The organism is Escherichia sp. KTE31 (assembly GCF_000407925.1).
Classification (GTDB): Bacteria; Pseudomonadota; Gammaproteobacteria; order Enterobacterales; family Enterobacteriaceae; genus Escherichia; species Escherichia ruysiae.
Window position 1 is genome coordinate 1,357,298 of the sequence record NZ_KE136722.1, and the last position, 21,948, is coordinate 1,379,245.

Here is a 21,948-nt window from a genome sequence, read left to right on the forward strand (position 1 = left end):
CCCCGGAATTCTCCGGGGCGTTAATACACTTCTTATTTATACGCTGACTGGTGAACGCCAACCGCGCGACCAGAAGGATCATCCATTTTCTTGAACGCTTCATCCCACTCGATCGCTTTGGCGGAAGAACAGGCGACGGAAGGGCCGCCCGGTACGCACTCAGCGGCGCTTGGAAGTGGGAACAATTCTTCAAAGATTTCGCGATACAGATACGCTTCTTTTGAGGTCGGAGTGTTGTACGGGAAGCGGAAGCGGGCAGTTTCGAGTTGCTGATCAGAAACCTGCTGCGCTGCCACTTCTTTCAGAGTGTCGATCCAGCTATAACCGACGCCATCAGAGAACTGCTCTTTCTGCCGCCAGGCCACGCTTGCAGGCAGATACGACTCAAAACATTCACGCAGGATGTGTTTTTCCATTTTGCCGTTGCCGCACATTTTATCCTGCGGGTTAATGCGCATCGCCACATCGAGGAATTTTTTGTCGAGGAACGGAACGCGTGCTTCCACGCCCCAGGCTGACATCGCTTTGTTGGCGCGTGCGCAGTCATACATATGCAGGGCCAGCAGTTTACGTACCGTCTCTTCATGCAGCTCTTTGGCATTCGGCGCTTTGTGGAAGTAGAGATAACCACCAAATACTTCGTCAGAACCTTCGCCTGACAGCACCATCTTAATGCCCATCGCCTTGATCTTACGCGACATTAAATACATCGGCGTCGAAGCGCGAATAGTCGTCACATCATAGGTTTCGATGTGGTAAATCACGTCGCGGATGGCATCCAGACCTTCCTGTACGGTGAAGTGAATTTCGTGATGCACAGTGCCCAGATGGTTTGCCACTTCCTGGGCCGCTTTCAGATCCGGTGAACCTGGCAGACCCACGGCAAAGGAGTGCAACTGCGGCCACCAGGCTTCGGAACGTTCCTGATCTTCCACGCGACGGGCGGCGTATTTCTTGGTGATCGCGGAAATAATTGAGGAATCCAGACCACCCGAGAGCAGCACGCCGTACGGCACATCGGACATCAGATGGCTTTTAACGGAATCCTCCAGTGCCTGGCGCAGCTCGTTTTTGTCGGTCACGTTATCTTTCACCGCATCGTAGTCGAACCAGTCGCGGTGATAATAAGAACGGATTTCGCCGTCCTGACTCCATAAATAGCTTCCTGCCGGGAACTCTTTAATGGTGCGGCAAACCGGCACCAGGGCTTTCATTTCTGAGGCTACATACAGTTGACCGTGTTCGTCATAACCCATATACAGCGGGATAATCCCCAGATGGTCGCGACCAATCAGGTAGGCATCTTTTTCGCTGTCGTACAGGGCAAAGGCGAACATGCCTTGCAAGTCGTCGAGAAATTCCGCCCCTTTTTCCTGATACAGCGCGAGGATCACTTCGCAGTCAGATCCAGTCTGGAACTGGTAACGATCGCCATACTCGGCGCGCAATGCCTGGTGGTTGTAGATTTCACCGTTTACCGCCAGTACGTGGGTTTTTTGTTGGTTGTAGAGAGGTTGCGCCCCCGCGTTAACGTCAACAATTGACAGACGTTCGTGGGCGAGAATGGCGTTATCGCTGGCATAAATACCGGACCAGTCCGGGCCACGATGACGCATCAGGCGTGACAGCTCGAGTGCTTTCTTGCGCAGCTCAACTGCGTCTGTTTTGATATCGAATACGCCAAAAATTGAACACATAACCTTCTCCGTTAACCTGGTGTTTGCTGCTTGTTGTGTTTGCTTGTTTAAAAAAATGCCGCAAAGCAGCACTGTGCGCAAGAGATTTGGCGGTGTAAAAATAAAAAACGTAATGGTGATTGCTGATTGATGAAAAAGGGTAGGGTGTAGTGGCGTGTTTATTGATGAATCGATAATTTTTGACGTGTTTTATTGAATGGATGAGTTTTGGCGAGCGGTGAAAATAAAAAACCACGTCCTGAGACGTGGTTGATATTCAGATAACGTCGATTTCAGCGACCGACGGGTAAATCCAGCTTGGGCGGAACGGCATACTGTCGATATCGTCGAGCGATGAAACGCCAGAGAGCACCAGAATCGTCTCCAGACCCGCCTGGAAGCCCGCCAGAATATCGGTACGCAGGTTATCGCCGACAATCACCGTTTCTTCCGAATGCGCCTGCATTTTGTTTAATGCCGCGCGGATGATCCACGGACTTGGCTTACCGACATAAAAAGGTTTACGCCCGGAGATTTTCTCAATACCTGCGCACAGCGCGCCACAGGCGGGATAAAAACCGCGCCCGTGGGTATCCGGGTTAGTGGCGATAAATCGCGCACCGTTAGCGACGAAATACGCCGCTTTATGCATCATGTCCCAGTTGTAGGAACGCGTTTCGCCAACAATCACAAAATCAGGATTCACGTCCGTAATAGTGAAACCGGCTTTGTACAGCTCATGGATCAGCGCGCCTTCGCCCACCACATACGCTTTTTTACCTTCCTGACGGCGCAGGAAATCGGCGGTTGCCATCGCGGAGGTATAAAACACGCTGTCAGGTACATCGACACCGGCAGTGGCAAAGCGGTTCGCCAGATCTTGCCCGGTCTGCGAAGGATAGTTGGTCAGCAACACCAGCGGCAGGCCTTTATCCATAATCCCGTGCAAAAATTCCGCTGCACCCGGTACGGCGACGTTATCGTGCATCAGCACGCCGTCGATATCGCAAATTACATTTTTAATGGTCATGGACTACCCAGAATATTGACAACAATAAGCGCCACTATAAAAGCACATTAATTTTCCAGCAAATGCTGGAGCAAAATACCGTTGAGCATGGCGCGTTTTACCAGCGCAAAAGCACCGATTGCCGAGCGGTGGTCTAGCTCAGAACGTACCACCGGCAGATTAGTACGAAACGCCTTCAGCGCCTGAGTGTTAATGCAGCTTTCAATAGCAGGGAGCAGCACTTTATCGGCTTCGGTGATTTCACCGGCAATAACAATTTTTTGCGGATTAAATAAGTTGATAGCAATGGCGATGGTTTTGCCCAGATGACGACCGACATACTCAATCACTTCCGAGGCCAGGCTATCGCCTTTGTTCGCGGCTTTGCAGATAGTTTTGATGGTGCAGTCGTCCAGCGGCACGCGGCTCTGGTAGCCCTGCTTTAACAGATTCAACACCCGTTGTTCAATGGCAGCGTTGGCGGCGATAGTTTCCAGGCAGCCAAAGTTGCCGCAGTGGCAGCGTTCACCCAACGGTTCGACCTGAATATGACCAATTTCACCGACGTTGCCGTTGCGACCGATAAAAATGCGCCCGTTAGAGATAATACCGGCCCCAGTTCCGCGATGTACTCGCACCAGAATGGAGTCTTCGCAATCCTGACTTGCACCGAAGTAGTGCTCTGCCAGCGCCAGACTGCGGATATCGTGACCGACAAAACAGGTCACTTTAAAACGCTCTTCCAGTGCCTCTACCAGCCCCCAGTTTTCCACCTGAATATGCGGCATGTAATGAATTTTACCGCTGTCCGGGTCAACAAGCCCAGGCAGGATCACCGAAATCGCGATTAGCTCGCGCAGCTTGCGCTGATAGCTATCAATAAACTGAGCAATGGCATTCAGCAGGGCATGTTCCAGCGTCTGCTGGGTACGTTCTGGTAGCGGATAATGTTCTTCTGCCAGCACTTTGCTGCTGAGATCAAACAGAGTGATGGTGGCATCGTGACGACCGAGTCGTACGCCGATAGCGTGGAAATTACGAGTTTCAGTAACGATGGAGATAGCGCGGCGGCCCCCGGTGGAGGCCTGCTGATCGACTTCTTTGATCAGCCCGCGTTCGATAAGCTGACGTGTAATTTTGGTTACGCTGGCGGGGGCAAGCTGGCTTTGCTCAGCAATCTGAATCCGCGAGATTGGCCCGAACTGGTCAATCAGGCGATAAACCGCCGCGCTGTTAAGCTGTTTTACGAGATCAACATTACCTATCTGAGCTTGTCCGCCTGGTGTCATACTTTCTCTTATTGAGTTACGACCTCGTTACCATTAACGATGGTCCTGGTGATTTTAAAATCAGGTGTGAATGCGGTCAGGTTGGCCACTTTACCTGCGGCGAGCGTGCCGAGACGTTTTTCAACGCCAATTGCACGTGCCGGGTAGAGCGTCGCCATACGCAGCACTTCATCCAGTGCGATACCGCAATGTTCGACCAGATTACGCACGCCTTCAATCATGGTTAATGATGAACCACTTAACGTACCATTTTCATCCACACAAAGTCCGTTGCGGTAGTATATTGTTTTACCCGCAAAAATGAACTGTTCAATATTGGCGCCTGCTGGTGCAGTAGCGTCGGTGACCAGACACAGTTTGTCGCCTTTCAGACGTTTGGCGTTGCGGATGTTAGCGTAATCAACGTGCAGGCCATCGGCAATAATACCGCAATAAATGTCTGCTTCGTCGAGAATTGCACCTGCCAGTCCCGGTTCGCGACCAGTAATATACGGCATCGCGTTATACAGATGGGTGGCAAAAGTAATACCTGCGCGGAAACCGGCTTTCGCTTCTTTCAACGTCGCGTTGGAGTGACCAGCAGAAACCACAATCCCGGCATTTGCCAGTTTGCTGATGACTTCCGCAGGAACCATTTCCGGTGCCAGGGTAACTTTAGTAATCACATCAGCGTTTTCGCACAGGAAATCAACCAGCGCAGCATCGGGTTTACGCACGAAATTCGGGTTATGAGTGCCTTTTTTCACCAGGTTCAGCCACGGACCTTCCAGATGCAGACCTAATGCCTGATTCGGATGTTTTGCCAGGTACTCGCGCATTACGCGCACACCCTGTTTCATCAGGTCATCGCTGGTAGTGATAAGCGTTGGCAGATAGTTAGTACAGCCTGATTTCTCATTGGCTTTCTGCATGATTTCCAGCGTTTCAACGCTTACCGCTTCCGCAGTGTCGTTGAACTGCACGCCGCCGCAGCCGTTTAACTGTACATCAATAAAACCGGGGGAGAGAATGGCTCCGTTCAGTGAACGTTGTTCAATCTCTGACGGCAGTTCCGCAACCGGACAGACGCTTTTAATCAGGCCATCAGCGATAACAACCGCGTGGTCATCAAGAAATTCGTGACCGGTAAAGATCCGGCCCTGGGTTAATGCATACATTCCGACCCCCGATTTTAAAGATAATATTGCCCTGAACAAGGTGTCAGGGCAGGGATAATAATTACAGACCTTTGATATTTTCTGCTTCTAATTCATTGAAATATCTTAAAGTCTTCACTTTCAGCTCCATGGTGGAAGGTTCATCGCACACCATGATCGCTTTCGGATGCAGTTGCAGGCAGCTGATGGTCCACATATGGTTAACGCAACCTTCAACTGCGGCTTGCAGCGCCAGTGCTTTCTGGCTACCCAGAACCAGAATCATCACTTCTTCGGCATCCAGCAATGTACCAACACCGACAGTCAGGGCATATTTTGGCACCTGATTAACATCGTTATCAAAGAAACGAGAGTTCGCGACGCGAGTGTCATGAGTCAGGGTTTTGATACGGGTGCGAGAAGCCAGAGAAGAGGCCGGTTCGTTAAATGCGATGTGACCGTCGTTACCTACGCCGCCCATAAACAGATGAATTTTACCGTAAGAGCGGATCTTTTCTTCATACTGGCGGCACTCGGCGTCTATATCCGGGGCGTTACCGTTGAGAAGGTTGATATTTTCTGCTGGAATATCAACGTGATCGAAGAAATTACGGTGCATAAAGCTGTAGTAACTTTCCGGATGCTCTTTCGGCAGACCGACATATTCATCCATGTTGAAGGTGACAACGTGCTTAAAGCTGACCTGGCCTGCTTTATGCATTTCGACTAACGCTTTATAGGTGGTCATCGGTGTGCCGCCAGTCGGCAGACCGAGCACGAACGGACGATCGGCAGTCGGTTTGAACGCGTTGATACGATTAACGATATGGCGAGCAGCCCATTTGCCGACCTGTTCAGCGGTAGTCAGGGGGATCAGTCTCATTATTCACCTCAATAAGTAAAATGTAAGCCGTTGGCGGATTAGGCATCTTTAAACGTAACCTGGATTTGCGCAGAGAGGCGTCAATCCGACCTGATTTTTTGAATGATAAAATAAGTTTTCTGGTTTAGCCAGTAAAAGGGAGTAATGATAACGATATTTGGTGACTAAACTCACAAAAGACACGCGTTTAATTTGCGGTACGAATTAATTTTTTACACACTCTGTAGCAGATGATCTAACAATATGATTACAGAACATCGGCAGTACAGTTTGCAGCAAAATAAAAAACGGCTTTAAACGAGCCAAATAGGGTTCTCGTAGGGGGAATAAGATGAATATTTTAGGGTTTTTTCAGCGACTCGGTAGGGCGTTACAGCTCCCTATCGCAGTACTGCCGGTGGCGGCACTGTTGCTGCGATTCGGTCAGCCAGATTTACTTAACGTTGCGTTTATTGCCCAGGCGGGCGGCGCGATTTTTGATAACCTCGCATTAATCTTCGCCATCGGCGTGGCATCCAGCTGGTCCAAAGACAGCGCAGGTGCGGCGGCGCTGGCAGGTGCGGTAGGTTACTTTGTGTTAACCAAAGCGATGGTGACCATCAACCCGGAAATCAACATGGGTGTACTGGCGGGTATCATTACCGGTCTGGTCGGTGGCGCAGCCTATAACCGCTGGTCCGATATTAAACTGCCGGACTTCCTGAGCTTCTTCGGTGGTAAACGTTTTGTGCCGATTGCCACTGGCTTCTTCTGCCTGGTATTGGCGGCTATTTTTGGTTATGTCTGGCCACCGGTGCAGCACGCTATTCATGCTGGTGGTGAATGGATCGTGTCTGCGGGCGCGCTGGGTTCCGGTATCTTTGGTTTCATTAACCGTCTGCTGATCCCAACCGGTCTGCATCAGGTGCTGAACACCATCGCCTGGTTCCAGATTGGTGAATTCACCAACGTGGCGGGGACGGTTTTCCACGGCGACATCAACCGCTTCTATGCCGGTGATGGCACTGCGGGGATGTTCATGTCCGGCTTCTTCCCGATCATGATGTTTGGTCTGCCGGGTGCGGCACTGGCGATGTACTTCGCAGCACCGAAAGAGCGTCGTCCGATGGTTGGCGGGATGCTGCTTTCCGTTGCTATCACCGCGTTCCTGACTGGTGTTACCGAGCCGCTGGAATTCCTGTTCATGTTCCTTGCTCCGTTGCTGTACCTTCTGCACGCACTGCTGACCGGTATCAGCCTGTTTGTGGCAACGCTGCTGGGTATTCACGCGGGCTTCTCCTTTTCTGCGGGTGCCATCGACTATGCGTTGATGTATAACCTGCCGGCAGCCAGCCAGAACGTCTGGATGCTGCTGGTGATGGGCGTTATCTTCTTCGTTATCTACTTTGTGGTGTTCAGTGCAGTTATCCGCATGTTCAACCTGAAAACGCCAGGTCGTGAAGATAAAGAAGACGAAATTGTTACTGAAGAAGCCAACAGCAACACTGAAGAAGGTCTGACTCAACTGGCGACCAACTATATTGCTGCGGTTGGCGGTAGCGACAACCTGAAAGCGATTGACGCCTGTATTACCCGTCTGCGCCTGACGGTGGGTGACTCAGCCCGCGTCAACGATGCGATGTGTAAACGTCTGGGTGCTTCTGGGGTGGTGAAACTGAACAAACAGACCATCCAGGTGATTGTTGGTGCAAAAGCGGAATCTATCGGTGATGCGATGAAGAAAGTCGTTGCCCGTGGTCCGGTAGCTGCTGCTTCTGCTGACGCTGCTCCGGCAACTGCCGCGCCGGTTGCGAAACCACAGGCTGTACCAAACGCAGTGTCTATCGCTGAGCTGGTATCGCCGATCACTGGTGATGTTGTCGCACTGGATCAGGTGCCAGACGAAGCGTTTGCCAGCAAAGCGGTGGGCGACGGTGTGGCGGTGAAACCGACGGATAAAATCGTTGTATCACCAGCCGCAGGGACTATTGTAAAAATCTTCAACACCAACCACGCGTTCTGCCTGGAAACCGAAAAAGGCGCGGAGATCGTCGTCCACATGGGTATCGACACTGTGGCGCTGGAAGGTAAAGGCTTTAAGCGTCTGGTGGAAGAGGGCGCGCAGGTAAGCGCAGGGCAACCGGTTCTGGAAATGGATCTGGATTACCTGAACGCTAACGCCCGTTCGATGATTAGCCCGGTGGTTTGCAGTAATATCGACGATTTCAGCGGCCTTATCATTAAAGCTCAGGGCCATGTTGTGGCGGGTCAAACGCCGCTGTATGAAATCAAAAAGTAATCTGCTTCATGCCTGATGCGACGCTTGACGCGTCTTATCAGGCCTACAAAAGCTCAGTGTAGGTTGGATAAGACGCTTTAGCGTCGCATCCAACTATGACAAGCGGTGGAGATCTTCTCTGCCGCTTTTTTTTTCATCAATCATCCCCATAATCTCTGTTAGATTATCAATTTTAAAAAACTAACAGTTGTCAGCCTGTCCCGCTTATAAGATCATACGCCGTTATACGTTGTTTACGCTTTGAGGAATCCACGATGAGTGAGGCAGAAGCCCGCCCGACTAACTTTATTCGTCAGATCATTGATGAAGATCTGGCCAGTGGCAAGCACACCACAGTACACACCCGTTTCCCGCCAGAACCAAATGGCTATCTGCATATTGGTCATGCGAAATCTATCTGCCTGAACTTCGGGATCGCCCAGGACTATAAAGGCCAGTGCAACCTGCGTTTCGACGACACTAACCCGGTAAAAGAAGATATCGAGTACGTAGAGTCGATCAAAAACGACGTTGAATGGTTAGGTTTTCACTGGTCTGGTAACGTTCGTTACTCCTCCGACTATTTTGATCAGCTCCATGCCTATGCGATCGAATTGATCAATAAAGGCCTGGCGTATGTCGATGAACTGACGCCGGAACAGATCCGCGAATACCGTGGCACCCTGACGCAGCCAGGTAAAAACAGCCCGTACCGCGACCGCAGCGTTGAAGAGAACCTGGCGCTGTTCGAAAAAATGCGTACCGGCGGTTTTGAAGAAGGTAAAGCCTGCCTGCGAGCGAAAATCGACATGGCTTCGCCGTTTATCGTGATGCGCGATCCTGTGCTGTATCGTATTAAATTTGCGGAACACCACCAGACCGGCAACAAGTGGTGCATCTACCCGATGTACGACTTCACCCACTGCATCAGCGATGCGCTGGAAGGCATTACGCACTCTCTGTGTACGCTGGAGTTCCAGGACAACCGTCGTCTGTATGACTGGGTTCTGGACAACATCACCATTCCTGTTCATCCGCGCCAGTACGAATTCTCGCGCCTGAATCTGGAATACACCGTGATGTCCAAGCGTAAGCTGAACCAGTTGGTGACCGACAAGCATGTAGAAGGCTGGGACGATCCGCGTATGCCGACCATTTCTGGTCTGCGTCGTCGTGGTTATACCGCAGCTTCTATTCGTGAGTTCTGCAAACGCATCGGCGTGACCAAACAGGACAACACCATTGAGATGGCATCTCTGGAATCCTGCATTCGTGAAGATCTCAACGAAAACGCGCCGCGCGCAATGGCGGTTATCGATCCAGTGAAACTGGTTATCGAAAACTATCAGGGCGAAGGCGAAATGGTCACCATGCCGAACCATCCGAACAAACCGGAAATGGGTAGCCGTCAGGTGCCGTTTAGCGGTGAGATTTGGATCGATCGCGCTGATTTCCGCGAAGAAGCTAACAAGCAGTACAAGCGTCTGGTGCTGGGTAAAGAAGTGCGTCTGCGTAATGCTTACGTGATTAAAGCAGAACGCGTGGAGAAAGATGCCGAAGGCAATATCACCACCATCTTCTGTACTTACGATGCCGACACCTTAAGCAAAGATCCGGCTGATGGTCGCAAAGTGAAAGGCGTTATCCACTGGGTAAGCGCGGCACATGCGCTGCCGGTTGAAATCCGCCTGTACGATCGCCTGTTCAGCGTGCCGAATCCAGGCACTGCGGATGATTTCCTGTCGGTGATTAACCCGGAATCACTGGTCATCAAACAGGGCTTTGCTGAACCGTCTCTGAAAGACGCGGTAGCGGGTAAAGCGTTCCAGTTTGAGCGTGAAGGTTACTTCTGCCTCGACAGCCGCCATTCTACGGCGGAAAAACCGGTATTTAACCGCACCGTTGGGCTGCGTGATACCTGGGCGAAGGTTGGCGAGTAATTTTAAGTTTCACCATGCAGGATGCGGCGTAAATGCCGCATCCTGCAAGAAACACACAAACAGTCTCAAACGCTAAATTGCCTGATGCGCTACGCTTATCAGACCTACGTGAACTCTGCAATGTATTGAATTTGCGTGCTTTTGTAGGCAGGATAAGGCGTTTACGCCTGAAATATACAAACAATCCCAAACGCCGCGCTCTGCGGCGTTTTTTCTGCTTATCATCGCGAATTAATTCCGCTTCGCAATTTATCCGTAAAATAAATTTAAAACCACAAATCATAATTCAATAAAATGTAACCGTTTTCATCCTACTGGAAAGCCACATATTTTTTCTTCTACAAGCTCTTCTGCTGCAAACTTAAATCCTGTAACAAAAATCATCAAAATATGTGCGGTTGCTCATGTTCTTACATTCTCGTTACAGAAAGAGATTGATAATTCGCGTCGCGAAAAATAGTCTGTTCCTGTAGTCAGCGAGACTTTTCTCAACGCTACTTTTTTAATTTTTATTTTTTTCGCTGTTCACCTGTGGTGCAGCAATTTATACGTCAAAGAGGATTAACCCATGCGTGCGTTTAGTGGCAAACGTAGTACGCTGGCGCTGGCTATCGCCGGTGTTACAGCAATGTCGGGCTTTATGGCAATGCCGGAGGCTCGCGCCGAAGGATTCATCGATGATTCAACCTTAACCGGCGGTATCTATTACTGGCAGCGTGAACGTGACCGTAAAGATGTTACCGACGGCGACAAATACAAAACCAACCTTTCTCACTCCACCTGGAACGCCAACCTCGATTTTCAGTCTGGTTATGCTGCTGATATGTTCGGCCTCGATATTGCCGCGTTTACGGCGATTGAAATGGCGGAAAACGGCGACAGCTCCCACCCGAACGAAATCGCGTTTTCAAAAAGTAATAAAGCCTATGATGAAGACTGGTCTGGCGATAAAAGCGGTATAAGTCTGTACAAAGCAGCGGCCAAATTTAAATACGGTCCGGTGTGGGCGAGGGCAGGTTATATTCAGCCAACCGGTCAGACACTGTTAGCGCCGCACTGGAGTTTTATGCCGGGTACTTATCAGGGCGCGGAAGCCGGGGCTAATTTTGATTACGGCGATGCCGGCGCATTGAGTTTCTCCTATATGTGGACGAATGAATATAAAGCGCCGTGGCATCTGGAAATGGATGAGTTTTATCAGAACGATAAAACTACCAAAGTTGATTATCTGCACTCCCTCGGGGCGAAGTACGACTTCAAAAATAACTTCGTACTGGAAGCGGCGTTTGGGCAGGCTGAAGGTTATATCGATCAATATTTTGCCAAAGCCAGCTATAAATTTGATATCGCTGGTAGCCCATTAACTACCAGCTATCAGTTCTATGGTACGCGCGACAAAGTTGACGATCGCAGCGTCAACGATCTTTACGACGGCACCGCCTGGCTGCAGGCGTTGACCTTTGGCTACCGGGCGGCTGACGTAGTGGATTTGCGCCTCGAAGGCACCTGGGTTAAAGCTGACGGTCAGCAGGGTTACTTTCTGCAACGTATGACCCCAACTTACGCTTCCTCGAACGGTCGCCTGGATATCTGGTGGGATAACCGCTCTGACTTTAACGCCAACGGCGAAAAAGCGGTCTTCTTCGGTGCGATGTATGACCTGAAAAACTGGAATCTTCCCGGCTTCGCCATCGGCGCTTCCTACGTTTATGCATGGGATGCCAAACCAGCGACATGGCAGAGCAATCCGGATGCGTACTACGACAAAAACCGGACTATCGAAGAGTCTGCTTACAGCCTGGATGCGGTCTACACCATTCAGGATGGTCGCGCCAAAGGCACGATGTTCAAACTGCACTTCACCGAATACGACAACCACTCCGACATTCCAAGCTGGGGCGGCGGTTACGGCAACATCTTCCAGGATGAGCGTGACGTGAAATTCATGGTTATCGCACCGTTCACTATCTTCTGATGCCCGATGCGGCAGGCATTTCACCTGCCGCACGTTTGAGGAATTTGCTATGAAAAAACTGATTCTCATCGCCATGATGGCATCGGGGCTGGTGGCTTGTGCGCAATCGACCGCGCCACAGGAAGACAGCCGTCTGAAAGAGGCATACAGCACCTGTATCAATACCGCACAAGGCTCGCCGGAAAAAATTGAGGCCTGCCAGAGCGTGTTAAACGTGCTGAAGAAAGAGAAACAACATCAGCAGTTTGCCGACCAGGAAAGTGTGCGGGTACTGGATTATCAGCAGTGTCTGCGAGCAACGCAAACGGGTAACGACCAGGCAGTGAAAGCCGATTGCGATAAAGTCTGGCAGGAAATTCGCAGTAATAACAAATAAGCGAGGGCTGTAACTCTCGCTTGTTCTTATTTCCCTTGTATAAAAAAGCCAACCTGCAGGTTGGCTTTTCTCGTTCAGGCTGACTTATTTGCCTTCGTGCGCATGCTCATCTTCGCGGCAATCGCCTTCGGCACAGTGACCGTAAAGATAGAGACTATGGTTAGTCAGGCGAATGCCATGTTTCGCGGCGATTTCACGCTGACGCGCTTCGATAGATTCATCACTAAATTCAATAACCTTGCCGCAGTCGAGGCAGATCAGGTGATCGTGGTGATGTTGCTGGGTCAGTTCAAATACGGATTTACCGCCTTCAAAATTGTGGCGGGTGACGATACCGGCATCGTCAAACTGGTTCAGTACGCGATATACCGTAGCCAGACCAATTTCTTCACCCATATCGATCAGACGTTTATATAAATCTTCCGCACTGACGTGATGGTTGTCCGGCTCCTGAAGAACTTCCAGGATTTTTAAACGAGGAAGCGTTACTTTCAGGCCAGCTTTCTTTAGGGCGGTATTGTTATCAGTCATGCGGAATCTGTCCTGTTACTAAGCGGTTCACTTCATTAGAAGAAGTGACAGAATTTGCTCTTGAGATAATGCGTATCATTATAGAATTGCCACGCCTAAATGAAAACCACAAGTCCCTGGCAAATATTGTTAATAAAAACGTGGCTTAGCTTACATTTACATCGGCAAGGCCACTTCAATACTGGAACATTGTACAGGTACTACGGCAAAAGTTACAAATTTGTAGCAATTATTTTGATTGGCGTTATCTATTAATACGGCGTAGACATTAGCCTACACCGCATCACATCAGGCATTGAGAATTTCGTCGAGATGCAACTCTTCAGAAATCTGTTTAACCCATTTTTCTACACGTTCAGCGGTCAGTTCCGGCTGACGGTCTTCGTCAATAGCCAGGCCGACAAAGTGGTCGTCATCTGCCAGACCTTTTGACGCTTCGAAATGGTAGCCCGCAGTTGGCCAGTGACCCACGATAGTCGCGCCGCGCGGTTCGATGATGTCACGGATAGTGCCTAATGCATCACAGAAATATTCGGCGTAATCTTCCTGGTCGCCACAGCCAAACAGGGCAACCAATTTACCATTGAAATCAATCTCTTCGAGAGTCGGGAAGAAGTCGTCCCAGTCACACTGCGCTTCGCCGTAATACCAGGTTGGGATACCCAGCAGCAGAATGTCATAAGCTTCCAGATCTTCTTTGCTGCTTTTTGCAATGTCATGGACATCGGCAACGTCTTTACCAAGCTGTTTTTGAATCATTTTTGCGATATTTTCGGTATTACCGGTGTCGCTGCCGAAAAAGATGCCAGTGATAGCCATGAGTGAAATAACCTCTTGAAACTTATTGAAATGGGGGTGGCAAATTGCCCACGGATAAAGGCAATCATAGCAGAACAGGCAGTCTTGCGGAATCAGCAAACGGGCAGGACTGCACACTGTGCTACATGAAAGTGGAAATTTAAACGATGCCCTGACTACGCAGTGCCGCCAACTGCTGCATCAAAATCTCTTCGATCAGTTCGCTACGGCTCATATTGCGCGACTCTGCCAGCTCATTCAGCGCCTCGACAGCTTCCGCGTTCAGCTTCAATTCGACACGCTTAAGACCACGTACTTTGTCGCGTTTTAGCTGGTTGCGTTTATTAATACGCAGCTGTTCATCGCGCGAAAGCGGATTGGTTTTCGGTCGTCCCGGTCGACGCTCGTGCGCGAACAGATCTAATGTCGTACGGTCCGTTTGTTCTTTGGCCATGATCTTGGTGACTTCGGGGGAAACAATCAGCCGGGCGTCTGCCCGGATGGATAGCGCGCCATAATACATCAGCGCGATGAGTCACGCCAACGCCCACGCGCGGAAAGCGACGCAGACGCTGGGTTTTTAATCAGTTGCGTTAATCATTGAGATAGCGACGGATGGCGCGCAGTACCGCATCAGGTTTTTCTGCGTGTACCCAGTGACCCGCACCCGCAATCACATGCGCCCGTGCCTGCGGGAATTGCGCCAGTAAATCATCACGATATTGTTCAGTGACATACGGTGAATTACCGCCGGGGATAAACAGGGCAGGGTGATCCCATGCCGGAATTTTCGTCCAGCCAACAATATGCGGATACTGATCCCACAACACTGGCACGTTAAAACGCCATTCACCATCAACGTAAGATTTCAGCAGAAACTGAATCACCCCTTCTTCATTCAGATGCTGGCGCATCACCGCTGCTGCCTGCTGTCGCGTTTGCGCGTTGGATTCACTGACGGCGTTGATGGCTGCGAAAATCTCATCATGACGACGTACGTGATAATCGACGGGGGCAATATCAATAGCCACGAGTTTATCAATGCGATCGGGTGCCAGTGCGGTTAGCGCCATAACGGCTTTACCGCCCATAGAGTGACCGATAAACGTCGCTTTTTCGATCTGTTGTGCATCCAGCGTATCCAGCAGATCTTGCGCCATTGCTGGATAATTCATCACAGGATCGCGCGGTGAAAGTCCGTGGTTACGCATATCTACCTGGATGATATCGTGGTCGCTCACCAGGTCGCGCGCCAGCACGCCGAGGTTGTCGAGACTACCAAACAAACCGTGGACGAGGACGATGGGAGAATTATTATGCTGGTTTTGTGCAGATTGCGCGCGGATATTCAATTTCATGGCAAAGTTCTTTTTTTCGCGAAGTCGGGTTAGGGTATTATGTTGACCATTGTGCCACAGGGCTGCAACAAATAAGGTTTAATCCGAGTTTTTCTGCAAGCCAGGCTTGACGCTATCCGCTGCCGGGATTTATTCATATACTCCTGGCGACTTGTATTCAGCTAAGACACCGCACTGGATTAAGATGAAAACGATTGAAGTTGATGATGAACTCTACAGCTATATTGCCAGCCACACTAAGCATATCGGCGAGAGCGCATCCGACATTTTACGGCGCATGTTGAAATTTTCCGCCGCATCACAGCCTGCTGCTCCGGTGACGAAAGAGGTTCGCATTGCGTCGCCTGCTATCGTCGAAGCGAAGCCGATCAAAACGATTAAAGACAAAGTACGCGCAATGCGTGAACTTCTGCTTTCCGATGAATACGCAGAGCAGAAGCGCGCGGTCAACCGCTTTATGCTGCTGTTGTCTACACTATATTCTCTTGACGCCCAGGCGTTTGCCGAGGCAACGGAATCGTTGCACGGTCGCACGCGCGTTTACTTTGCGGCAGATGAACAAACGCTGCTGAAAAATGGTAATCAGACCAAGCCGAAACATGTGCCAGGCACGCCGTATTGGGTGATCACCAACACTAACACTGGCCGTAAATGCAGCATGATTGAACATATCATGCAGTCGATGCAATTCCCGGCGGAATTGATTGAGAAGGTTTGCGGGACAATTTAAAACAACGTTGCAGATAAAGGACAAAGCAATGGCAATCCACAATCGTGCAGGTCAACCTGCACAACAGAGTGATTTGATTAACGTCGCCCAACTGACGGCGCAATATTATGTACTGAAACCAGAAGCAGGGAATGCGGAGCACGCGGTGAAATTCGGTACTTCCGGTCACCGTGGCAGTGCAGCGCGCCACAGCTTTAACGAGCCGCACATTCTGGCGATCGCTCAGGCAATTGCTGAAGAACGTGCGAAAAACGGCATCACTGGCCCTTGCTATGTGGGTAAAGATACTCACGCCCTGTCCGAACCTGCGTTCATTTCCGTACTGGAAGTGCTGGCTGCGAACGGTGTAGACGTTATTGTGCAGGAAAACAATGGCTTCACCCCGACGCCTGCCGTTTCCAATGCCATTCTGGTTCACAACAAAAAAGGTGGCCCGCTGGCAGATGGTATCGTGATTACGCCGTCCCATAACCCGCCGGAAGATGGTGGTATCAAATACAACCCGCCAAATGGTGGCCCGGCTGATACCAACGTCACTAAAGTGGTGGAAGACCGCGCCAACGCACTGCTGGCCGATGGACTGAAAGGCGTGAAGCGTATCTCCCTCGACGAAGCGATGGCATCCGGTCATGTGAAAGAGCAGGATCTGGTGCAGCCGTTTGTGGAAGGTCTGGCTGATATCGTTGATATGGCGGCGATTCAGAAAGCTGGCCTGACGCTGGGTGTTGATCCGCTGGGCGGTTCTGGTATCGAATACTGGAAGCGCATTGGCGAATATTACAACCTCAACCTGACCATCGTTAACGATCAGGTCGATCAAACCTTCCGCTTTATGCACCTCGATAAAGACGGCGCGATCCGTATGGACTGCTCCTCTGAGTGTGCGATGGCGGGCCTGCTGGCACTGCGTGATAAGTTCGACCTGGCGTTTGCTAACGACCCGGATTATGACCGTCACGGTATCGTCACTCCGGCAGGTTTGATGAATCCGAACCATTACCTGGCAGTGGCGATCAACTACCTGTTCCAGCATCGTCCGCAGTGGGGCAAAGATGTTGCCGTGGGTAAAACGCTGGTTTCTTCTGCGATGATCGACCGCGTGGTCAACGATTTGGGTCGCAAGCTGGTGGAAGTACCGGTAGGCTTCAAATGGTTTGTTGATGGTCTGTTCGACGGCAGCTTCGGCTTTGGCGGCGAAGAGAGCGCAGGGGCTTCCTTCCTGCGTTTCGACGGCACGCCGTGGTCCACCGATAAAGACGGCATCATTATGTGTCTGCTGGCGGCGGAAATTACCGCAGTCACCGGTAAGAACCCGCAGGAACACTACAACGAACTGGCAAAACGCTTTGGCGCGCCGAGCTACAACCGTTTGCAGGCAGCTGCGACCTCCGCACAAAAAGCGGCGCTGTCTAAGCTGTCTCCGGAAATGGTGAGCGCCAGCACCCTGGCAGGTGACCCGATCACCGCACGTCTGACGGCGGCACCGGGTAATGGTGCTTCTATCGGCGGTCTGAAAGTGATGACTGACAACGGCTGGTTCGCTGCGCGTCCGTCAGGCACGGAAGACGCATATAAGATCTACTGCGAAAGCTTCCTCGGTGAAGAACATCGCAAGCAGATTGAGAAAGAAGCGGTTGAGATTGTTAGCGAAGTTCTGAAAAACGCGTAAACACATTAAATAAGAAAAAGGGCGGTCGGAAGATCGCCCTTTTTACTTATGACTGCCTGATGCGCTACGCTTATCAGGCCTACGAGGATAGTGCAATATATTGAATTTGCGCGATTTTGTGGGCTGGATAAGGCGCTTGCGCCACCTGCGGCATGAACAACGAGCACTTTGTTAATAATCCCAAAGGGCGATCATTCGATCGCCCTTTTTTACTTCGCTTTATTAACCGTGTTTATTTTTCAGTTCAAAGCGGGGTGATACCAGACCATACAGTGTCCAGCCGAGGAAGGTCACGATGGAGCCATACAGCATGGCCTCTTCCCCAGACGAGTACAGTGCATAGAAGCTGTACATTGCACCAATAAAGGCAACAAAGTTAGCCACTTTCGCTTTAGCAGCCGGAACATTAGCTGCTTTCTGAATGATCACCAGTGCCGCCATCGACAGAATATACGGGATGATATTGGTCACCACGGCCAGGTTAACCAACACGTTGAACTGGCTGTTCAGCGACGGGCTAATGGTCATCAGCGATAACCCACTCTGGATAATCACAATGGTCAACATTCCCTGAACCGGTGCATCCACTTTGGTTACACGAGAGAAAATTTTCGGGAAGTACCCTTCATCGGCAGAAGATTTAAACACCTGGGCAATGGTGAACTGCCAGCCGAGCAATGAACCGCAGCAGGACATCACCATCAACGCCATAATCACTTTACCGACTTCCGGTGTGAACATCTGCGCGAAGGCCAGACCAAACGGTGCCGTTGAATTTGCCAGCTCCATATTTGGCACAATCCCGGCAATCACGTTAGTAGAGACGATATAAATTACTGCCGCACCCAACGTACCGCCAAGAACAGCAATTGGCACGTTACGTTCCGGGTTTTCTACCACTTCAGCGTTCGCACAGGCCGATTCCAGACCGAGAAAAGCCCACAATGTCATGGCGATGGAAGAACCAACCGCGCTAAAGAAGGGCGCATGATGCGGGTTCCAGGAGTCAGCGTAAAGCGTCGGGCTGAACCAGAACCAGCCGATAATGCACAGGCCAATTACCGGAATAATGACACCCCACACGGTAATGCTACTGATCTGCCCGGTAATGCGTGCACCACCAAAGTTAGCCACGGTACATACCCACAGCACAGCAATAGTGGCAAGACCAATCTGAACAGGCGAAAGGGTTGTGTCAAACAACTCAGTACCGTAGCCAACGGCGGAAATAGCGATGGCGACATTGGCAATCAGCAGTGACACACCGTAGGTATAGTTCGCCATGAAGTTACCGGATTTACCGAAGGCATATTCGGCATAACCCCCCATACCACCTGATTTACGACTATACATACCGCATTTTGCAAAGGCCCAGGCCAGCGCCATTGAGCCTACGGCGGTGACCAGCCAGGAGATAATCGAGATCGTCCCGACTTCGGCTAGTTTGGTCGGCAGCATAATGATGCCGGAACCCATCATGTTGACCATCGTCAGTATGGTTAACTGCACGACGCCCATTTTATTCGCTTTAGCCTGACTCATAATTTTTCTCCCTTCAGCAGGGCGCTTTGTGCTTCGCTTGATTTGATGACATAGCACCAGACCTGTTTGCGACCGTCATGTTCTTCGATGTAGACCCCCTGTAATTCCGGCGCAAAACCTGGCAGCAGGTTAATGCCTTCTTCCAGGGCAATGAAGTAACGCAGAACTGCACCGCCCCAGACTTCACCCGGAACAACACACAGCACGCCCGGAGGATAAGGCAGGGCACCTTCGGCTGCGATACGCCCTTCTGCATCCGGCAGACGAACCAGTTCCACCTCACCGCGTAAGTAGGCGTAGTTGGCTTCTTGTGGATTCATGCTGACGCGAGGGAAGTGTTCCTTACGGAACATCTCTTTTTGCAGTTGTTTCACGTTATGACGGGCATACAGGTCGTGCATTTCCTGGCACAACTGACGCAGGGTATAACCGGCGTAACGGGCTTCATGCTGTTTGTAAATGGAAGGCAGTACGTCCGCCAGAGGCGCATCATCTTCCAGCAGTTTTTCGAAACGTACCAGCAGGGCGACAAGCTGCTGTAGTTTGGCCATATCTTCTGCCGGAGTCAGCAGGAACAAAATGGAGTTAAGGTCGCATTTTTCTGGAACGACACCATTTTCACGCAGGAAGTTAGCGAGAATGGTTGCAGGGACACCGAATGCCTCATATTCGCCGTTACGTGCATCAATGCCTGGGGTAGTCAGTAGCAGCTTGCACGGATCGACAAAATATTGGTTTTCTGCGTAGCCTTCAAAAGAGTGCCAGTGTTCTCCTGGTACAAACTGGAAGAAGCGCAGGTCATTGGCAATTTCAGCGGTGGGATATGACTGCCATAGCTTGCCATCCACCAGTTCAGGAACGAACGGACGAATATGATGACAGTTTTCAAGAATCAGTTTGCGGGCATCAATGCCATTTGCCACGCAGTCCATCCACATATTGCGACCGCTTACGCCTTCATGCATTTTAGCGTTGACGTCCAGTGCCGCGAACAACGGATAGAACGGGCTGGTGGAGGCATGCATCATAAAGGCATTGTTCATGCGTTTATGCGGTACATAACGCTGTTGCCCCTTGATATGGCTGTCTTTTTTATGAATTTGTGATGTCTGGGAAAAACCCGCCTGCTGTTTATGGACTGACTGCGTAACCAGAATGCCCGGATCGTTTTCATTAAGCTCCAGCAGCAGCGGCGAACAGTCAGCCATCATCGGGATAAACTGCTCGTAGCCGACCCATGCGGAGTCAAACAGAATGTAGTCACACAGATGACCAATTTTATCCACTACCTGACGGGCGTTATAAATTGTACCGTCGTAGGTGCCTAACTGAATAACCGCGAGGCGGAACGGACGAGCCTCTTTTGCCCGCTGCGGTGCGACTTCTGCAATCAGTTCGCGCAGGTAATTTTCTTCGAAGCAGTGCGCATCAATGCCACCGATAAAGCCATACGGGTTGCGTGCTGTTTCCAGATAAACCGGTGTTGCACCAGCTTGTAGCAACGCCCCGTGGTGATTAGATTTATGGTTATTGCGGTCAAACAGCACCAGATCGCCCGGTGTCAGCAGTGCGTTTAATACCACTTTGTTTGAAGAGGAGGTGCCGTTTAAAACGAAGTAGGTTTTATCGGCATTAAACACTTTTGCTGCGTGTTGTTGTGCGATACACGGTGCGCCTTCATGAATCAGCAGGTCACCCATTGCCACGTCGGCGTTGCACAAGTCAGAACGGAAAAGAGTTTCACCAAAATACTCTACAAACTGGTTACCTGCCGGATGGCGACGGAAAAATTCGCCGCCCTGATGACCGGGGCAATCAAATGCGCTGTTACCCTGATTGACATAATCGACCAGTGCGCGGAAGAAAGGTGGGCGTAACTGGGTTTCATAATGGCTGGCAGCGGTTTCTAACTGGCGACCGTAAAACGTTTTCCGCGCTTCGCAATGTTCGAAGACACCCGAAATACGTGACAGGTATTTTGCTGGCACATGATCTTCATTTTCCGTGGCAATAAATACAGGAATGCCATAGCCAGTAGCGTCTATTTCATCGAGTTTTCCACGTTCAACATCATCGACCGATAAAACAATGGCAGCAACGTCAATATAATTACTTTCGTCAATGTTCACGCATACACGATGAGTGGAAAAGTAATTCTGGCAAGAACGACTAACGGCAATTTTTAATTCTGACATTTTTCATCTCTTTATTTCAGGTAATAGCAGGTCCTCAATTTCTCAAAAGAGAAATTGATAACGCCGGAAAAAAGCAAAACATCACCCCTGATAAATAAATCAGTAGCTTGCTTTTTGTAGATGCAATAACCCGACCAGCCCGGTAACTGGCAATACTCTACCTGTCCAGATTGCGACGTAGCGATCTGAATTAATAAGGGTATAAAAGGGTTAGCAATGTATGAGCACCAGGGATACAGGTATTAACCTGTGATGCTTAAAGACAGGGAGACCTGTATTTTGAGGTGCCCTTTAGTCAGAAGACTAGCGGGCATTAAAGAAATGAAAGTCAAAGCTATTGCGATGGGAAAACTTCATAATATGAGTTGTTCGCCTTATATGGGGCATTGCACGGTTATTATTTTCCATTTCCCTTTACCTTTTTCTGTATCAGTTGAAGGTAAAATTATTCTATCCAGGAAATGTCTCTAATCTATGAAGAAGATCAAAAAAATGGTCAAACTAAAAGTTGTTAATCATAAAGTATGGATGGTGCAAAACAGAATGTTGCTTTGTTTTTTTGATTTTGTAATTTAATTGTTTGT

The 21,948-nt window shown here is 50.2% G+C and carries 19 protein-coding genes and 1 pseudogene; 6 read left to right on the forward strand and 14 right to left on the reverse strand.

The genetic code is table 11. The features are described from left to right. Positions 1–32: 32 nt before the first annotated feature. The 5 genes from asnB to nagB form a co-directional block, all read right to left on the reverse strand. A complete protein-coding gene (gene asnB / locus WES_RS14595; protein ID WP_000337055.1) occupies positions 33–1,697 on the reverse strand; it encodes an asparagine synthase B in 1,665 nt (554 codons plus the stop codon). A 256-nt stretch (positions 1,698–1,953) separates the two neighbouring features. After that, on the reverse strand, positions 1,954–2,706 hold the full coding sequence (gene nagD, locus WES_RS14590) for a ribonucleotide monophosphatase NagD (RefSeq protein WP_000153129.1): 753 nt from the start codon (positions 2,704–2,706) through the stop codon (positions 1,954–1,956). A gap of 47 nt (positions 2,707–2,753) precedes the next feature. After that, positions 2,754–3,974, reverse strand: a complete 1,221-nt coding sequence (gene nagC / locus WES_RS14585) for a DNA-binding transcriptional regulator NagC (protein ID WP_016159085.1) — start codon at positions 3,972–3,974, stop codon at positions 2,754–2,756. Positions 3,975–3,982: 8 nt separating this feature from the next. After that, positions 3,983–5,131: an N-acetylglucosamine-6-phosphate deacetylase gene (nagA, locus tag WES_RS14580; RefSeq protein ID WP_000271177.1), complete on the reverse strand. Its 1,149-nt coding sequence runs from the start codon at positions 5,129–5,131 to the stop codon at positions 3,983–3,985. Between the two features lie 61 nt (positions 5,132–5,192). Next, on the reverse strand, positions 5,193–5,993 hold the full coding sequence (nagB, locus tag WES_RS14575) for a glucosamine-6-phosphate deaminase (protein ID WP_001237072.1): 801 nt from the start codon (positions 5,991–5,993) through the stop codon (positions 5,193–5,195). Positions 5,994–6,324: 331 nt separating this feature from the next. Here nagB and nagE point away from each other — a divergent pair, with 331 nt between their 5' ends. The 4 genes from nagE to chiQ all read left to right on the forward strand — a co-directional run bounded on the left by nagE (position 6,325) and on the right by chiQ (position 12,541). Beyond that, a complete protein-coding gene (gene nagE, locus WES_RS14570) occupies positions 6,325–8,271 on the forward strand; it encodes a PTS N-acetyl glucosamine transporter subunit IIABC (protein WP_016159084.1) in 1,947 nt (648 codons plus the stop codon). 254 nt (positions 8,272–8,525) lie between these two features. Then, the gene (gene glnS / locus WES_RS14565; RefSeq protein ID WP_016159083.1) at positions 8,526–10,190 is read left to right on the forward strand and encodes a glutamine--tRNA ligase; all 1,665 of its coding nucleotides are present in this window, start codon (positions 8,526–8,528) and stop codon (positions 10,188–10,190) included. A 568-nt stretch (positions 10,191–10,758) separates the two neighbouring features. Further along, positions 10,759–12,165 carry a chitoporin ChiP gene (gene chiP / locus WES_RS14560; protein WP_001201191.1) on the forward strand — a complete coding sequence of 469 codons (1,407 nt, stop codon included), beginning with the start codon at positions 10,759–10,761 and terminating at the stop codon, positions 12,163–12,165. A gap of 49 nt (positions 12,166–12,214) precedes the next feature. Then, a complete protein-coding gene (gene chiQ, locus WES_RS14555) occupies positions 12,215–12,541 on the forward strand; it encodes a ChiQ/YbfN family lipoprotein (RefSeq protein ID WP_016159082.1) in 327 nt (108 codons plus the stop codon). An 84-nt stretch (positions 12,542–12,625) separates the two neighbouring features. Here the strand turns inward: chiQ and fur are convergent, their stop codons facing one another. From fur to ybfF, 5 genes are all read right to left on the reverse strand, one after another. Continuing rightward, positions 12,626–13,072, reverse strand: coding sequence for a ferric iron uptake transcriptional regulator (gene fur, locus WES_RS14550; protein ID WP_000131706.1), 447 nt, complete (start codon positions 13,070–13,072; stop codon positions 12,626–12,628). After that, positions 13,065–13,151 (reverse strand): fur leader peptide, encoded by an 87-nt coding sequence (uof, locus tag WES_RS0121120; RefSeq protein WP_001406816.1) that lies wholly within the window; start codon positions 13,149–13,151, stop codon positions 13,065–13,067. The genes fur and uof overlap by 8 nt, the downstream gene beginning before the upstream one ends. Positions 13,152–13,360: 209 nt before the next feature. After that, positions 13,361–13,891, reverse strand: coding sequence for a flavodoxin FldA (fldA, locus tag WES_RS14545; protein WP_001018618.1), 531 nt, complete (start codon positions 13,889–13,891; stop codon positions 13,361–13,363). 139 nt (positions 13,892–14,030) lie between these two features. Beyond that, positions 14,031–14,324, reverse strand: coding sequence for a LexA regulated protein (gene ybfE, locus WES_RS14540; RefSeq protein ID WP_024165168.1), 294 nt, complete (start codon positions 14,322–14,324; stop codon positions 14,031–14,033). A gap of 139 nt (positions 14,325–14,463) precedes the next feature. Then, positions 14,464–15,228 carry an esterase gene (gene ybfF / locus WES_RS14535; protein WP_016159081.1) on the reverse strand — a complete coding sequence of 255 codons (765 nt, stop codon included), beginning with the start codon at positions 15,226–15,228 and terminating at the stop codon, positions 14,464–14,466. Between the two features lie 184 nt (positions 15,229–15,412). On the opposite strand from ybfF, the gene seqA reads away from it, so the two are divergent. Both seqA and pgm read left to right on the forward strand, forming a co-directional pair. After that, a complete protein-coding gene (seqA, locus tag WES_RS14530) occupies positions 15,413–15,958 on the forward strand; it encodes a replication initiation negative regulator SeqA (protein WP_001515978.1) in 546 nt (181 codons plus the stop codon). Positions 15,959–15,986: 28 nt separating this feature from the next. Further along, positions 15,987–17,627 (forward strand): phosphoglucomutase (alpha-D-glucose-1,6-bisphosphate-dependent), encoded by a 1,641-nt coding sequence (gene pgm, locus WES_RS14525; RefSeq protein ID WP_001297249.1) that lies wholly within the window; start codon positions 15,987–15,989, stop codon positions 17,625–17,627. 222 nt (positions 17,628–17,849) lie between these two features. On the opposite strand, the gene potE is transcribed toward pgm, so the two are convergent. The 4 genes and pseudogenes from potE to WES_RS24705 all read right to left on the reverse strand — a co-directional run bounded on the left by potE (position 17,850) and on the right by WES_RS24705 (position 21,858). Beyond that, positions 17,850–19,169: a putrescine-ornithine antiporter gene (gene potE / locus WES_RS14520; RefSeq protein WP_000075810.1), complete on the reverse strand. Its 1,320-nt coding sequence runs from the start codon at positions 19,167–19,169 to the stop codon at positions 17,850–17,852. Beyond that, entirely contained in the window at positions 19,166–21,364 is a 2,199-nt protein-coding gene (gene speF / locus WES_RS14515) for an ornithine decarboxylase SpeF (protein ID WP_016159080.1), read from the reverse strand. The genes potE and speF overlap by 4 nt, the downstream gene beginning before the upstream one ends. 303 nt (positions 21,365–21,667) lie before the next feature. After that, positions 21,668–21,772, reverse strand: coding sequence for a leader peptide SpeFL (gene speFL / locus WES_RS23945; protein ID WP_107164369.1), 105 nt, complete (start codon positions 21,770–21,772; stop codon positions 21,668–21,670). Further along, positions 21,739–21,858 (reverse strand): annotated as a pseudogene (locus WES_RS24705) (TonB-dependent receptor). The gene speFL and the pseudogene WES_RS24705 overlap by 34 nt, the downstream one beginning before the upstream one ends. Positions 21,859–21,948 lie beyond the last annotated feature (90 nt).